General features: G+C 68.3%; 16 protein-coding genes, 1 tRNA gene and 1 pseudogene. 8 read left to right on the forward strand and 10 right to left on the reverse strand.

The annotated features are described in order from the left end of the window. A partial coding sequence (locus A9W96_RS03640) for an SDR family NAD(P)-dependent oxidoreductase (protein WP_156765100.1) occupies positions 1-324 on the reverse strand: 324 nt, incomplete at its 3' end. Between the two features lie 129 nt (positions 325-453). Between A9W96_RS03640 and A9W96_RS03645 the strand changes: the two genes are divergently transcribed. The 3 genes from A9W96_RS03645 to A9W96_RS03655 are packed head-to-tail and all read left to right on the forward strand — an operon-like array spanning position 454 to position 2959. Continuing rightward, positions 454-1626 (forward strand): acyl-CoA dehydrogenase family protein, encoded by a 1173-nt coding sequence (locus A9W96_RS03645; RefSeq protein WP_067137962.1) that lies wholly within the window; start codon positions 454-456, stop codon positions 1624-1626. A gap of 28 nt (positions 1627-1654) precedes the next feature. Then, positions 1655-2476 (forward strand): mycofactocin-coupled SDR family oxidoreductase, encoded by an 822-nt coding sequence (locus A9W96_RS03650; RefSeq protein ID WP_066867315.1) that lies wholly within the window; start codon positions 1655-1657, stop codon positions 2474-2476. 54 nt (positions 2477-2530) lie between these two features. Further along, positions 2531-2959: a pyridoxamine 5'-phosphate oxidase family protein gene (locus A9W96_RS03655; RefSeq protein WP_066867316.1), complete on the forward strand. Its 429-nt coding sequence runs from the start codon at positions 2531-2533 to the stop codon at positions 2957-2959. A 5-nt stretch (positions 2960-2964) separates the two neighbouring features. Here A9W96_RS03655 and A9W96_RS03660 read toward each other — a convergent pair whose 3' ends face one another. The 3 genes from A9W96_RS03660 to A9W96_RS03670 form a co-directional block, all read right to left on the reverse strand. Further along, positions 2965-4041, reverse strand: coding sequence for a phosphotransferase family protein (locus tag A9W96_RS03660; protein ID WP_067137964.1), 1077 nt, complete (start codon positions 4039-4041; stop codon positions 2965-2967). An 87-nt stretch (positions 4042-4128) separates the two neighbouring features. Beyond that, the gene (locus tag A9W96_RS03665; RefSeq protein ID WP_067137966.1) at positions 4129-5865 is read right to left on the reverse strand and encodes an ABC transporter ATP-binding protein; all 1737 of its coding nucleotides are present in this window, start codon (positions 5863-5865) and stop codon (positions 4129-4131) included. Beyond that, entirely contained in the window at positions 5862-8477 is a 2616-nt protein-coding gene (locus tag A9W96_RS03670) for an ABC transporter ATP-binding protein/permease (RefSeq protein WP_067137968.1), read from the reverse strand. The genes A9W96_RS03665 and A9W96_RS03670 overlap by 4 nt, the downstream gene beginning before the upstream one ends. A gap of 270 nt (positions 8478-8747) precedes the next feature. Between A9W96_RS03670 and A9W96_RS03675 the strand changes: the two genes are divergently transcribed. Further along, positions 8748-9173 (forward strand): thiol-disulfide oxidoreductase DCC family protein, encoded by a 426-nt coding sequence (locus A9W96_RS03675; RefSeq protein WP_067137970.1) that lies wholly within the window; start codon positions 8748-8750, stop codon positions 9171-9173. Between the two features lie 4 nt (positions 9174-9177). Here the strand turns inward: A9W96_RS03675 and A9W96_RS03680 are convergent, their stop codons facing one another. Both A9W96_RS03680 and A9W96_RS03685 read right to left on the reverse strand, forming a co-directional pair. Then, positions 9178-9504 carry a hypothetical protein gene (locus A9W96_RS03680; protein WP_067137976.1) on the reverse strand — a complete coding sequence of 109 codons (327 nt, stop codon included), beginning with the start codon at positions 9502-9504 and terminating at the stop codon, positions 9178-9180. Between the two features lie 89 nt (positions 9505-9593). Next, positions 9594-9677: transfer RNA gene (locus tag A9W96_RS03685), tRNA-Leu, on the reverse strand. A 94-nt stretch (positions 9678-9771) separates the two neighbouring features. Here A9W96_RS03685 and A9W96_RS03690 point away from each other — a divergent pair. Both A9W96_RS03690 and A9W96_RS03695 read left to right on the forward strand, forming a co-directional pair. Continuing rightward, positions 9772-10152 carry a hypothetical protein gene (locus A9W96_RS03690; protein WP_066867330.1) on the forward strand — a complete coding sequence of 127 codons (381 nt, stop codon included), beginning with the start codon at positions 9772-9774 and terminating at the stop codon, positions 10150-10152. After that, complete coding sequence (locus A9W96_RS03695) at positions 10149-10499, forward strand: DUF3817 domain-containing protein (protein ID WP_066867332.1); 351 nt, start codon at positions 10149-10151, stop codon at positions 10497-10499. Before A9W96_RS03690 ends, A9W96_RS03695 begins: the two co-directional genes overlap by 4 nt. Positions 10500-10528: 29 nt before the next feature. On the opposite strand, the gene rdgB is transcribed toward A9W96_RS03695, so the two are convergent. Further along, positions 10529-11140 carry an RdgB/HAM1 family non-canonical purine NTP pyrophosphatase gene (gene rdgB, locus A9W96_RS03700; protein WP_066879081.1) on the reverse strand — a complete coding sequence of 204 codons (612 nt, stop codon included), beginning with the start codon at positions 11138-11140 and terminating at the stop codon, positions 10529-10531. A gap of 135 nt (positions 11141-11275) precedes the next feature. Here rdgB and A9W96_RS03705 point away from each other — a divergent pair, with 135 nt between their 5' ends. Continuing rightward, positions 11276-12196 carry a serine hydrolase gene (locus A9W96_RS03705; RefSeq protein ID WP_066879078.1) on the forward strand — a complete coding sequence of 307 codons (921 nt, stop codon included), beginning with the start codon at positions 11276-11278 and terminating at the stop codon, positions 12194-12196. Between the two features lie 81 nt (positions 12197-12277). Continuing rightward, complete coding sequence (locus A9W96_RS03710) at positions 12278-12721, forward strand: nitroreductase family deazaflavin-dependent oxidoreductase (RefSeq protein ID WP_066867338.1); 444 nt, start codon at positions 12278-12280, stop codon at positions 12719-12721. Positions 12722-12811: 90 nt separating this feature from the next. Here A9W96_RS03710 and rph read toward each other — a convergent pair whose 3' ends face one another. The 3 genes and pseudogenes from rph to A9W96_RS03725 all read right to left on the reverse strand — a co-directional run. Then, positions 12812-13591 (reverse strand): ribonuclease PH, encoded by a 780-nt coding sequence (gene rph, locus A9W96_RS03715; RefSeq protein WP_066867340.1) that lies wholly within the window; start codon positions 13589-13591, stop codon positions 12812-12814. Positions 13592-13624: 33 nt separating this feature from the next. Further along, positions 13625-14407: a cyclic nucleotide-degrading phosphodiesterase gene (locus A9W96_RS03720; protein WP_066867342.1), complete on the reverse strand. Its 783-nt coding sequence runs from the start codon at positions 14405-14407 to the stop codon at positions 13625-13627. A 72-nt stretch (positions 14408-14479) separates the two neighbouring features. Next, positions 14480-14733, reverse strand: a pseudogene (locus tag A9W96_RS03725) (glutamate racemase); the annotation flags it as partial.

Consider the following 14733-nt stretch of genomic DNA (forward strand, 5'->3'; position numbering starts at 1 on the left):
GATGACCTGATCGAACTGCTCCTCGGTCATCTTGCGCATCGTCGCGTCGCGGGTGATGCCGGCGTTGTTGACCATGATGTCCAGGCCGCCGAAGCGCTCGACCGCGGTCTGGATCAGGGTGTCCACGTCGGACGACTGGGTGACATCGCACCGAACCGCCACCGCCACGTCGTCGCCGCCCAATCGCTTGGCCACGACCTGGGTTTCCTCGAGATTGACGTCGCCGAGCACCACTCGCGCGCCCTCGGCGACGAAGCGCTCCGCGATGGCCAGCCCCAGCCCCTGCGCTCCGCCGGTGATTACCGCGGTCTGCCCCGTCAACATCGCCACTGCCGATCACCCATCCTTCACTGTCGTCGCCTCCACCGGGCACGTCTGAGGCAAATATCATATTTGATATAGGATCCTGCTCTGAACCGGGGTGCCCCGGATCCGGAGAGGAGTGTGGAGCCCATGGCCACCGCCGAAGTCGCGGAAGTCTCCGACGAGGACTTCCGCGAGATCCTCGCTCAGACAAGGCAATTCGTCCGCAGCGTGGTCGTCCCGCGCGAGCAGGAGATCCTCGACACCGATCGCGTGCCCGACGACCTGCGCGACGAAGCCAAGAAGATGGGATTGTTCGGCTACGCGATCCCCCAGGAGTGGGGCGGCCTCGGCCTCAACCTGAGGCAGGACGTCGAGCTGGCGATGGAGCTGGGCTACACGTCGCTGGCGCTGCGGTCGATGTTCGGCACCAACAACGGCATCGCCGGACAAGTCCTGGTCGGCTTCGGCACCGACGAACAGAAATCCCGCTGGCTGGAGTCGATCGCGTCCGGCGACGTCGTCGCCTCCTTCGCGCTGACCGAACCGGGCGCCGGATCGAACCCGGCCGGCCTGCGCACGAAAGCCGTTCGCGACGGTGACGATTGGGTGATCTCCGGGCAGAAGCGCTTCATCACCAACGCACCCGTCGCCGACCTTTTCGTGGTGTTCGCGCGGACCCGGCCGGCCGACGAGAAGGGAGCGGGGATCGCGGTCTTTCTGGTGCCGGCGGACGCCGCGGGCGTCGAGGTGGGCGCCAAGGACGCCAAGATGGGCCAGGAAGGAGCCTGGACCGCCGACGTCAACTTCACCGACGTCCGCGTCGGTCCCGACGCACTCGTCGGCGGCAGCGAAGACCACGGCTACCGAGCGGCGATGACCTCGTTGGCCCGCGGCCGGGTGCACATCGCCGCCCTCGCGGTGGGCGCCGCGCAACGCGCGCTCGACGAATCGGTGTCCTACGCCGCCACCGCGACGCAGGGCGGCACGCCGATCGGCAACTTCCAGTTGGTGCAGGGCATGCTCGCCGATCAGCAGACCGGCGTGATGGCCGGCCGTGCCCTGGTGCGCGAGGCCGCCCGGCTGTGGGTCGCCGACGAGGATCGTCGGATCGCGCCCTCGGCCGCCAAGGTCTTTTGCACCGAGATGGCCGGCAACGTCGCCGATCTCGCGGTGCAGATCCACGGCGGCACCGGTTACATGAGAGGCGTCGCCGTCGAACGGATTTACCGCGACGTGCGCCTGTTGCGGCTGTACGAGGGCACCAGCGAGATCCAGCGGTTGATCATCGGATCGAACCTGGTCAAGGCGGCACAACGATGAGAGTGGCTGGACCCAACAGAGGAGAACTATGAGCGGCAAGCTTGCCGGAAAAGTGGCATTCATTACCGGCGCGGCCCGCGGTCAGGGCCGGGCGCATGCGGTGCGCCTGGCGTCCGAAGGCGCCGACATCATCGCCGTCGACATCGCCGGCAAGCTCCCGTCCTGCGTGCCCTACGACCCGGCGACTCCCGACGACCTGAGTGAGACGGTGCGGCTGGTCGAGGCCGCCAACCGCCGGATCATCGCCTCAGTCACCGACACCCGCGACTTCGACGGCCTGCGAAAGGTCGTCGCCGACGGCGTGGCCGAGCTGGGCCGGCTGGACGTCATCGTCGCCAACGCCGGGGTCGCCGCCCCGCAGGCGTGGGATGAGATCACCCCGGAGAACTTCCGCGACGTCATGGACATCAATGTGACCGGCACCTGGAATACCGTGATGGCCGGCGCGGACAAGATCATCGAGGGGGGCCGGGGCGGATCGATCATCCTGATCAGTTCGGCGGCCGGCATGAAGATGCAGCCGTTCATGATCCACTACACCGCCAGCAAGCATGCCGTCACCGGGCTGGCGCGGGCCTTCGCCGCCGAACTGGGCAAGCATTCGATCCGGGTCAACAGCGTGCACCCGGGACCGGTGAACACCGCCATGGGCTCCGGGGACATGGTCACGGCGGTCGGCAAGACCATGGAGACCAACCCCCAGCTGTCACACGTCCTCACCCCGTTCCTGCCCGACTGGGTCGCCGAGCCGGAGGAGATCGCCGACACCGTGTGCTGGCTGGCCAGTGACGAATCGCGCAAGGTCACCGCGGCCCAGATCCCGGTGGATCAGGGCTCGACGCAGTACTGACCGCCCCCTGGGCGGATCGGGAATAGCTTCACCGCCCGGGCGTTGGCACTCGGCATGAAAGCCTTCAGCGAATCCGAGCGCCAGGAGTTCCTCGCCGACAAGCATGTGGCCGTGCTGTCCGTCGCCGCCACCGAAGGCCGGCCGCCGGCCAGCGTCCCGATCTGGTACGACTACACCCCCGGGGGAAACATCCGGATCATGACCGGGGCGTCGAGCCGCAAGGCTCGCCTCATCGAGCAGACGGGGGCGGTGACGCTGGTGGTGCAGCGCGAGGAGCCGCCCTACCAGTACGTGGTGGTCGAGGGCTCGATCGTCGAGACCACCAAGCCGGCCCCGCTCGACGTGGCCGAGGCGGTCGCCATCCGTTATCTCGGCGAGGAAGGTGGGCGGGCGTTCGTGCGCAGCATGGAAGGCGTCGAGGAGGTGCTGTTCACCATCCGCCCGGACCGCTGGCTCAGCGCCGACTTCACCGGCGACCTGTAGAGCACTCAGCCGATCAGGTCCAGCGTCCCCAGCTCGCGGATCGCCTGGCAGCCGCGGCTGAGCATGGTCAGCACCATGTCGTCGCCGCGCTCGGTGGCGGCGGCGAACGCGAACCCGAGTGCCGAGATCAGCGGGGCCTGCAGCACCCCGAGCCGGTAATCGCGCCAACAGGTTTCGCGGTCGTAGTCGCTGACCCCGCCGGCCGTCAGCGCGCGATGATAGTCGGTGACCAGGCCCTCTTCGAGGCTCGCACGCAGCTGCGGAGCGAGGCTGGTCGCGGTGAAATACGCGAGATCGCGCGCCGGCAGACCCACGCCGAGCGTCTGCCAGTCCACCACGCTGACCCGGGTTCGCTCCGGATCGAACAACAGGTTGTCCAGGCGATAGTCGCCGTGCAGCAGGGCGAACCGGTCATACTCGGACAGCAGCCAGGGCGCGATCAAACCCATTGCGGCACTGAAGGTATCGCGATCCACGGCGCTCATCCGCTCGCCCAGCTTCTCCAGCGTGATGTCGGCGCTCAACTTCGCCACCTCGCCCATGCCGCCCGCGCCGGCCTCATCCGGCCGGCCGAACGCGATGCCCGGGAAATCGAGCCAGACGGGATCACACCAGCTGGGTGCGTGCAGCCCGGCCAGCGCGGTAACCGCAAGGCGCGCCTCGGTTTCCCCGCAGCCGACGAGCTGATCGCCCTGCACCGCCGGCGCTTGGTCCGCCAGGAGCAGGGCGAAATCCATTGCATCGTCGGTGATCTCGGAATAGAAGCACCGCGGTGTCGGCACCTGCACCCGATCCACCACCGACGAATAGAACGCGCATTCGCTGCGGTAGCCGATGACCACCCGGTCGCGCACCGTGTCGTCCTGGGCGGGCAGCTTGATGACGAACGTCTGCGGCAGGTCCCCCGGATCCGTCGCATAGCGAGCGGTGACCCGGTAGGTCGCCCCGGTCTGTCCGGTGCCGATCGCGACCACGTCCACGTCGGCGACCTCGACGGGCGTGCCGCCGCCGGACAGCGCGGCCGACAACCACTGCGGGGTCACGTCGCCGGGGTATCGCGGTATCGACAGCACAGCACTCATAGCGGCACGCCTCCTCCTGCGCAGACAGCACGGTCTGACTGACAAACTGTAAGGCATACCGCAAGAGTTGCGGTCAACCGCGGTGCGCTAGTCGGCCAGAATGCGCCATTCGGCGGCTTCGTGCTGCTGGCGCCAGAATTCGTCGAATCGGCGGCCCGCAGCGAGCAATTCGTCAACCGTGCCGTCCTCGACCACCCGGCCGTTGTCGAGGAACAGCACGCGGTCGGCGTGACGGATGCTGGCCAGGCGGTGCGCGACGATCACCTGCGTGCGTGACTGCGGGTCGGCCGTCAGCGCGTCGACCACCGCGGCTTCGTTCTCGGTGTCCAACGCGCTGGTCGCCTCGTCTACCAGCAAAATCGGCGCCGGTTTGAGCAACGCGCGGGCGATGCTGACCCGCTGGCGTTCACCGCCGGACAGCGCCGAACCGGCCTCGCCGACGACCGTGTCGACGCCGTCAGGCAGCCGTCCGACCAGCTCGTCGACGCGCGCGAGCGCCACCGCCCGCGCGAAGCGCTCGTCGTCGGCGCCCGGATCTCCGGCGAACACGTTGTCGCGAATCGACCCGTGGAACAGGTAGGGGTGCTGGAAAACGACGCTGGCCGCCGCCCGCCGGGCCTCGCCGTCCAGCGTCGCCGCGTTCACCCCGTCGATCAGCACCCGTCCGCCGGTCGGCTCATGCAGCCCGGCGATCAGCGCCAGGATCGTGCTCTTGCCCGAACCGGACGGTCCGACGATCGCCGTCGTGCTGCCCGGATCCAACGCGAAGCTCACGCCGTCGAGCACCGGTGTGCCCGCGCCGTCGTAGCGGAACCCGACGTCGGCGAATTCGATTCGCGGCGCCCCGGCGCCGGCCAGCTTGGCGGCGCCGGCAGTCATCAGCGGCGCGGTCAGCACGGCACGGATGTTGTCGAGCGTGGCGCGGGTGCTCTCCAGCGCCGGCGCCAGCTCGCTGATGGTGGTGAACGGCTCGAGGTAGCGCACGATGACGACGATCAGCGCGATGGCCTCGGCCACCGTGAGCGTTCGGTGCACGGTCAGCGCAGTGGTCGCCCCGGCCAGCAGGATCAGCGCGAGCTGACTGGCGAGGCTGAACAGCAGCTGGCCCGGGACCTGCATCGACAGCAGGCGCATGGTGGCGCCGTGTTGTGCCGCCAGTGCATCGCCGACCATGCTGCGCGCCGGCTCGACACGACGTGCGGCCCGCAACGCCTGCTGGGTCCGCGCGAACTCGATGATCCGCTCGGTGAGCGCGGTGTTGGCCTCGGCCGCCGCAGAGTCCGCGCGCCGCGCCAACCGGGCCGATGCCCACAGCGCGCCCAACAGCAGCGGCAGGCCTCCCAGCGCTGCGGCCCCCAGTTGCCAGGAGACCGGCAGCAGTGCCACCGCGATGGCCGCGGGCAGCAGGACGGCGGAGATCAGCGGCGTGAGCAGGTTGACGACGAGGCCGACCAGCTCGGGCCCCGTGGCGGCGATCGCCTGCCGTGCGGTCGCGGTGTGCTCGGCGGTGAACCAATCCAGCCGCACGCCGGGCAGCCGATCCGCGACGTCGTGCTGGCTGTGATCCAGCACGGCGAAGCCCAGGTTGAAACCGATCCGCGCGGTTGCGGTGTCGATGACCCAGCCGGCCACGGTGGCCGCGGTCAGCCAGGCCAGCCAGACCAGCGCGCGCTGCGGGGCGTCGCCGAACAACGCCCCGACCAAGGGGACCAGCAGCACGGTGGCCACCGCGCGCACCAGCACGGAGACCAGTGCGAGCACCGTGTAGGTGATGACCCGGTTGCGGCGGTCCGCCGGAACCAGGCTCAGCCACGTGCGGATCATCGCGCCCCCTCGCCCGTCGTGCCCGCGGTTACCTGGTCGCGACGACCGCCCTCCCAGAGCCGTCGGTACCGGCCGTCGGCGCTGAGCAACTCGTCGTGCGTGCCGCGTTCGACGATGCGGCCGTGGTCGAGCACGACGATCTGGTGGGCCCGGGTGATGGTGTGCAATCGATGCGCGATCACCAGCACCGTGCGGTCCTGCGTCAGCCGGTTGAGCGCTTGCTGCACAAGGTATTCCGATTCGGGGTCGGCAAACGCGGTGGCCTCGTCAAGGATCAGCACCGGTGTGTCGGCCAGGATCGCGCGGGCGATCGTGAGCCGTTGCCGCTCACCGCCGGACAGGCCGCTGGCGGCACCCAGCACGGTGTCGTAGCCGTCGGGCAGCCGCATGATGCGGTCGTGGATCTGCGCGTCGCGCGCGGCCTGTTCGACTTGCGCCGCGGTGGCGTCGGGGACGGCCAGCGCGATATTCTCCGCGACGGTCCCGTGCACCAATTGCGTTTCCTGCAGCACGAATCCGACCTGGGCGTACAGCTGGTCGGCGGTCATCGACCGAATATCTTGTCCCCCAACACGTATCGCGCCCTGTCCGACGTCATGGAACCTGGCCAGTAGGGCGGCCAGCGTCGACTTGCCGGACCCGGAGGGCCCGACCAGCGCGGTGACCGTCCCGGGCCGCAACGTCAGCGAGACGTCGTGGATGACCGGCACGTCGGGCCGGTAGCCGAAACCGACGTGCTCGAACACCACCGTCGACGCGGGATCCCCGTGCGCCTCGTGGTCGTCGTGCACGGCGAGGTCGGCCTCGTCGAGGGTGTTCTGCAGGCGCCGGGCGGCCAACATGCCGGCGCGGATGCCGCCCAGGCCGTAGGCGATGCCGAGCAGTCGCGCTCCGAATGTGGTGCCCAGCAACAAGAACGGCAGCAGGTTCACCGGATTCATCCGGCCGGCGACCACCAGCAACGTGCCGGTGAGCGCGATGAGCCACAGGAACGTCGAGGGGCGGGTGACCAGGTCCATGAACGTCTTCTTGCCGGCCAGCGGGCGCTGCCAGGCGACCAGGAAGCCGACGTATTCGTCCAGGCGGCGCCGGAAGCTGGAGGCGGCGGCGCCACCGAAGACGCGGATCACCGGCTGGCCCTCCAGGTAGGCCCCGGCCTCGCCGCTCATCGTCTCCGCCCAGCGCTGCGACTGCGGGATGCGCGGACCCGATTGGATCGTCAGCGACGACGTCAGCACCAGATACACCAGGACCGGCAAGAACAACACCAGCGCCACCCGCCAGTCGACGGCGAACAGATAGACCAGCACCGCGACCGGCGCGACGGCGGCGCCGACCGCGTCGCCGATGGCGTGGGTGACCAGGTAGTGCAGGGACAGCGTGTCGTCGGTCAGCAACTGCTTGATCGACCCCGACCCGCGTGCCGTGAACCAGCCCAGCGGCAGCCGAGACAGCTTGTGCAACAGCCGTGTTCGCAGATCACGGGCGAACCGCGCGTCGACGACGTGCAGCCACAGCGTGAGGGCGGCGCCCAGCAACGCCCCCAGACCGAGCAGCGACACCGCCGCGATGCCGATATCCCACAGTCGGGCGGCGGGCGCACCCGAGACGAGCCGCCGGGCCAGCTCCACGAGCAACACGAACGGCGCCAGTTGCACCAGCGTGATCACCGCCTGCAACACACCCGAGAGGATCAGCGCGGAGCGCAGCGGCGCGAGCAGCCGGCCCGCGCCCTGGGCCCGCCAGCTCCCACGGGCCGCCGGGGCGGGTGGGGCGTCGGACACCTGCGGAGCCGATTCCAACTGCGCCGCAACATCTTCCGCAGAGAGGGCGGGTGCGACGCCGTCCGATGCCGCCGGTTCGTCACCGCGCCGGGTGCCCATCGCGCGTCCGGCGCTCCAGTACGCCTGGGCGTGCACCTCGGACTTGGGAAAGCCGAACTCGTCGCGCAGCCGCGTTCGCACCTGCTTGAGCGTTGTGGCCTCCGGCGTCGCCCACGCGTACCAGTTGGACCAGTCCCGGTTCTCGATCGCCGCGGCAAGCGACTTCTCGTCGTGGCGGGCGACCCAGTGCAGTCGCAGCCGGGGGTGCTGGGCGATCGGGATCAGCGGGTCGTTGTCGTCGTGCTGTTCGAGGTACATCTCGATCGGGACGTCGTCGGGGACGACCCCGATGATGCCGTTCATCCCCGGGATGGATGCCGAGTCACCGATCAGCAGATATCCGGCCGGCTGCTCGTCGGGCATGTCGAATCGCGACGAGCCCATCAGCGCCATGACCGCGATGGTGGCGCCGGGCTGGACGGTGCGCGCCCACTGCGACGCCGGACCGGCGGGATCGTGCAGCACGATGTCGACCGCGAAGCGCCCGGCGGGGACGTCGGCCTCCGAGATCGTGTACGCGCGCTGGAATTCCGTTTTCGATCCGTCCGGGTCCGGAAACCAGAACCGCAGCCACGCGGCCGGTTCGGCATCCACGTCCTCGAACAGGGTCGGCGACGTCATGCGCACCCGCACGAAGTGCGGTGCGATCCGGACGGTTTCGATCACCGTCGCGGTGTGGTCGCGTGCGCCGAAGCTGCGCAGCATCACACCGGAGAATCCGCGTGCCATTAGCGGTCCTTTCTCGCGGCGCCCCGCGCCGCGACGGCCTCGCCGATCTGACGACCCGGCGGGAGCACCGCCATGAGGCCACGGATCGATGCGGCCGTCAGCGGCCGCAACCCTTCGAGTTCGACACCTGCCACGACCCCGCATGGGCGGCATCCTGCCGCGGATCACCGCCAGCCGGTCGCGACTTGGTACGTACAAACTAAGGGTTGCCTTACCATAGGTCAACCTTGGTCCCGGCCGCCGTCCGAGCCCGTCGGTAGCCTGGGAAACATGAGCGATGAGTCAGCGGCGCCGGTGCTGCTCTACGACGGAGTGTGCGGGGTGTGCAACCGCTCGGTGCGCACCATCCTGCGTCTCGATCCCACCGGCTCCCTGCGCTTTGCGGCCCTGGACAGCGTTTTCGGCAAAGCGATCATCGAGCGGCATCCCGAGATCGGAAACGTCGATTCGGTGGTCTTCGTCGACGACCCCGGCCGGCCCTCGGAACGGGTGGCCGTCCGATCCCGGGCCGTCCTGCGCGTGGTGGACTACCTCGGCGGACCATGGCGGGCGTTCACGATCGCCCGATTTGTCCCCGCTCCGCTGCTCGACCGGCTCTACGACAGGTTCGCCGCGATCCGCTATCGCGTCGGCGGCAAATACGACACTTGCCCGCTGCCGGCCCCGGAGGTACGCGCCCGCTTCGTAGTGGAGTGACCGGTTACTGGCCGACGTCGGAGGCCAGGTCCGCTTCGGATTCTCTGCGCTTCAACTCCGCGAGCTTGCGGTCCTCTTCGGCCGCTTGGCGGTGCTTGATCGCGGACCGGCGGTGCACGTCGGTATGGGGCACGCCCTGTTCGACGGTCCAGTCCTGCGTCCTGGCGACCCGCTCGTGCTGGATTGCGGACTGCTCGAAGCTTCGCGCTGCGGACAGGCCCGCGCGGGCGGCGCGTTCGCGGGCGGCGGCGGCCCTGCGTTCGGCGCGCTCGACATCCTGTGCAGTGAAAGCTTTTTCGCTTTGTGGCGGTGGTTCGGTTTCGGCGGGCATGGCGTCTCCCTAGTGTCCTGTGAGTTCCAGGTACCCCGCACAACGGGTTTGATGCCTGCACCGCGCAAGATTTCGTCTCGGGTGTCCGGTGCGGGCGGAGGGACTCGAACCCTCAAGCTCTTTCGAGCAATGGCACCTAAAACCATCGCGTCTGCCAATTTCGCCACGCCCGCGGCTTGCCGATCGTATCGCTTGCGACGCCGCCGAGCCGTCGGCACGGGCTCGATGAATTCGTCGGGCCCAAATCGTGAGCGGTACGGTCAAGGGGTGTCCACTACGCATCGTCGCAGGCCCGCGCTCATCGCGCTGGTGATCGTCGCGGCGTGCGGCTGCCTGGCGCTGGGCTGGTGGCAGTGGACCAGGTTCAATTCCGTGTCCGGCTCCTTTCAGAACCTCGGCTATGCGTTGCAGTGGCCGCTGTTCGCGGGATTCTGCGTGTACGCGTACCGCAAATTCGTTCGCTATGAAGAGGAACCACCGCAGCCGCGCGGTACCGACGCGATGACGGAGATACCCGCCGGGCTGCTGCCCGAGCGCCCCAAGCCCGCCCCGCAGGCGCCCGACGATCCCGCGCTGCGGGAGTACAACACCTACCTGGCCGAGCTCGCCGCGCGAGACGCCGAACAACAGAAGAGGACAACCCCATGACCACACCGGAGACGCCCGGAGCGCCAGTTCCCGCGGTGCCCGTCGACAAAGTCCGCACCGCGTTGCTCGGCTACCGGGTCATGGCGTGGACGACCGGTCTGTGGCTGATCGCGCTGTGCTACGAGATCGTCTCGCACCTCGCCTTCGGCCACGAGATCCGGTGGATCGAAGTGGTGCACGGCTGGGTGTATTTCATCTACGTGCTGACCGCGTTCAATCTGGCGGTCAAGGTGCGCTGGCCGCTCGGCAAGACGGTGGGCGTGCTGCTGTCCGGGACCATCCCGCTGCTCGGAATCATCGTCGAGCACTTCCAGACCAGGGACGTCAAGGCGCGTTTCGGGCTGTAGGCCAGCGAGCCCCGCGGGCCCGCGGCGCCCTAGCCCCCGGACCGGGCCAGCGTTTCCAGCGCCGGCAACAGCAGTTGCAGCGCCCGACCGCGATGCGAGACCGCGTCCTTCTCCGCCGGGCTCAGCTCTGCGGCCGTGCGGTCGTGTCCGTTGGGAATGAACACCGGGTCGTAGCCGAAGCCGCCGTCGCCGCGCGGTTCGCGGGCGATGCTGCCGGGCCACTCGCCGCGGACGACAACCTCACCGGCGGCCGAGACGAGCGCGCAGGCCGACACGAACGCCGCACCGCGCCGTCCGTCGGGCACGTCGCGCAGTTGCGCCAACAGCAACGCGGTGTTGCCCGCGTCATCGCCGTGCCGACCGGACCACCGCGCCGACAGCACACCGGGCATGCCATTCAAGGCGGCGACCTCCAGCCCGGAATCGTCGGCCACGCTTGCCAACCCGCTCGCGGCGAAGGCATCCCGCGCCTTGGCCAACGCGTTGTCCTCGAACATCGCGCCCGTCTCCGGCGCCTCGTCGAACGGCGCCACATCGTCGAGTGACACCAGCGTCAAGCCGGTCAGACCGGCGGCGTCGAGCACCCGGCGCAACTCGGCCAGCTTCTTGGGATTGCGGCTGGCGACCAGCAGCCGGGTCACCCTGCACTGCCATACGTTTTAGCGCTGATCAACACCCTAGGCAGCGTAGCTGGACCGCAACATCTCACCCGGGCCTTGCAGCAGCCCGCTGCCATGTTGTTATATGTTTATAACAACTCAACCCTCGAGGGTCGGATGGATTATCGAGTCGAAGAGGCCGTGAACGCCCATCGGATCACCAGGCTGTGTGTCATCCAGTCCGGAGAGACCGTGCTCGCCGTTGGGCCCCAAGACAAGCCGCTTCCGATTCATTCCATTCGCAAATCGATCGTGAGCGCCCTATTTGGTCGGCTGATTGTAAGCGGCGATGTGCAGTTGGATGCAACGCTGGCCGATTTCGGTATTGACGACTCGCCGTGTCTCACCGATCGAGAACGAACCGCGACTCTTCAACACCTTCTGACGTCAACCTCTGGTGTCTACCTGCCGTTGAACTACGGTGCCACCTACGACATTTTCCGCAACAGGCCGTCGGACTGGCCGCAACGCGACTCTGCTGTGCCGGGCGCGGAATTTCACTACAACAACTGGAATTTCAACGTCCTCGGCGAGATTTACCAGCGAGTGTCCGGAGTAGCGTTGTTCACCGCAATCGACGGCCTCCTGGCCCGCCCACTTGGCTTTCGCGATTGGAATCCGCTGCAGCACACGCGGTTGCGCTACGGCTACGACCCGCTGGGCGCGACACCCCGATACCCGAACCACGCCCTCCAACTATCCGCCCGTGACTTGGCCCGATTCGGGCAGCTTTATCTCAACGAAGGAACTTGGGACGGCGACGAAATCGTGCCGCCCGACTGGGTGAGGGTGAGCACCGCGACTCGGGTCGAAACCGGCCTGCCCAGCCCGTTCGCGTCATACGGCTACCTGTGGTGGACTGCCAACGGCGGCGACGCGAATGCGCTGCCGCCCGGCAGCTACTCGGCGGTCGGGTTGTTCGGGCAGACCCTTTCGGTCATTCCCTCGCACCAGATGGTGGTCGTCGCGCAAGGAGAGGATCTTGGCACCAAGATGACACTCCCGGCCGACATCATCAAAGCTCTGCTCCTGCTATGACCGGTCTCGGCGACGCCGAAAACGTTTAACGCGACACACTCCATAAGGAATAGACGGGGCGACGAAGCAGCTGCGTCCAGAGTGAGTCACAAACCCGATACCAAGACGCTCAAGGCGCTCAACAACGACATCACCGACGAGTTTCGCGCCAATGCCGGCAAGGTCGGCGGGCGATTCGCGGGCAACGAGCTGTTACTGCTCACTACGACGGGCGCGAAGTCCGGCGAGCCGCGCGTCACGCCGCTGGTGGCCTTCCGCATCGAAGCCAGGCTGCTGATAGTCGCGGGTTATGGTGGCGCCGACGTCAACCCGGCGTGGGTGCACAACCTGCGGGCCAACCCGCGGGCGCGCGTTGAAGTCGCCACCGACTCGTTCGACGTCGTCGCGCACGAGCTCGACGCGTCCGAACGTGAGGCGATCATCCCCAAACTCAACGCGACCGTACCCGCGTTCGCGTTCTCGAACTACCAGTCAAAGACCACCCGCGTAATCCCGATATTCGAGCTGCAGAAGGACGAGGCATGACCGACCGCAAGGAGCCTCGCCGTGGTCGCGCTGTCGGCGGTGGTAAACCGCGCGGCAGTTAGGCCGAGTTCAGGGGACCATCAGGCACGGTCAGCTGCCGAACGCCTTCGGCGTCGGGGCCCCCTCGGGGAGCACACCGGGGTACGGCAGCGCCAGCGCCTCACGCTGCGCGGCGAACAGCTTGTCGCAGGCGGCCAGCGCGACGTCGAGCAACTTGTCCAGCGTCGACCGCGGGAAGGTCGCGCCCTCGCCGGTCCCCTGAACTTCCACCAGGGTCCCGGTGTCGGTGGCGACGACGTTCATGTCGACCTCGGCGCGGGAGTCCTCCTCATACGGCAGGTCGACCCGGATGCGGCCGTCGACGACGCCGACGCTGACCGCGGCGATCGCGCAGGACAGCGGCCGCGGGTCCGACAGCTTCCCCGCCGCGGCGAGATAGGTCACCGCATCGGACAACGCGACGAAGGCGCCCGTGATGGCCGCGGTGCGGGTGCCACCGTCGGCCTGCAAGACGTCGCAGTCGACGGCGATGGTGTTCTCGCCGAGCGCCGCCAGGTCGATGCAGGCGCGCAGCGACCGCCCGATCAGCCGGCTGATCTCCTGGGTGCGCCCGGACAGGCGGCCCTTCACCGCCTCGCGGTCCGAACGGGTGTGGGTGGCCGACGGCAACATCGCGTACTCGGCGGTCAGCCAACCCAGGCCCGACCCCTTGCGCCACCGCGGCACGCCCTCGGTCACGCTCGCCGTGCACATGACCTTGGTGTGGCCGAATTCGATCAATACCGAACCGGCGGGGTGGTCGGTGAAACCGCGGGTGATGACCACGGGCCGAAGCTCGTCGTCAAGGCGGCCGTCTTCTCGTCTCGTCACCCGGCAAGCCTAAGCCAACCCTAACGCGCCGACTCAGACCCTCTCGGAGCGGCGGATATCGAACGTCTCGCCGCAGACCACCGCGTGCACGGGACCGTCGAACTCGGCCTTGGCCTCGCTGATCACATCCTCGCGCGAGGTCCACGGCGGGATGTGCGTCAGCAGCAGTTCGTGAACGCCGGCCTCGGCCGCGGCCCGGCCGGCCTCGGTGCCCGACAGGTGCAGCGCGGGCGGCCGGTCCGGCGCGTGCGTCCATGAGGCCTCGCACAGAAAAACGTCGGCGCCGCGGGCCAGCTCGACAAGCTGATCGCAGCTGCCGGTGTCGCCGCTGTACACGAACGAGGCGCCGGAGGGGTCGGTGATCTTCAGGCCGTAGGACTCCGTCGGATGGGCCACCACCCGCGGCGTCACCGTCAGCGCCCCGATGGTGACCGGCTCGCCGTCGACCCAATGGCGAACGTCGAAAATGTCCGAGCAGTCGTCGATCTCACCGCCATAGGGTGACGACGCCGCGCCCAGCCGCGACCAGGTGTCGCCCGGACCGTAGAGCAACGCCTTGCCGAGCGGGCGCGTCGGGTGATAGCGCCGCCACACGAAAAGGCCGGGCAAATCCAGACAATGGTCGGCGTGCAAATGGGACAACAACACGTGCACGGAACCGGGATCGGCATAGCGCTGCAGCGCGCCAAGAACGCCCCCGCCAAAGTCGATGACCAACGGCGGAGTGTCCGGTGCCCGGAGCAGATAACCCGACGCGGGCGAGTCCGGACCCACCACGCTGCCCGAGCAGCCGAGCACGGTTATTCGCACGGACACTACTGTGCCATGCCCGATAGGACCGTGACGAAAACATGGCCGCATTGGTGTGACGAGAATCTCGTCCGCAGGTCAATCAATGTGCACCTGCGCAACGGGCTGGACGCCGGTGACGGCCGGACCGAGGAAGCGCGCCGCCAAAGCGGTGAATGCTTCGGGGTCGCCGGTGGCTTCGAAGACCCGCGTCGCGGGCGCTGCGTCGTGCGGGCGAAGCAAGTCCCGCTCGGTCAGCACGCGCAGCACTTCCTTGGCCGTCTCCTCGGCGCTGGAGACCAGCGTCACGTTGTCACCCATCGCCAATTGGATGAGTCCGGACAGCAGTGGAT

The sequence above is a fragment of the Mycobacterium sp. 1245852.3 genome, assembly GCF_001669335.1.
Taxonomy (GTDB): domain Bacteria; phylum Actinomycetota; class Actinomycetes; order Mycobacteriales; family Mycobacteriaceae; genus Mycobacterium; species Mycobacterium europaeum_A.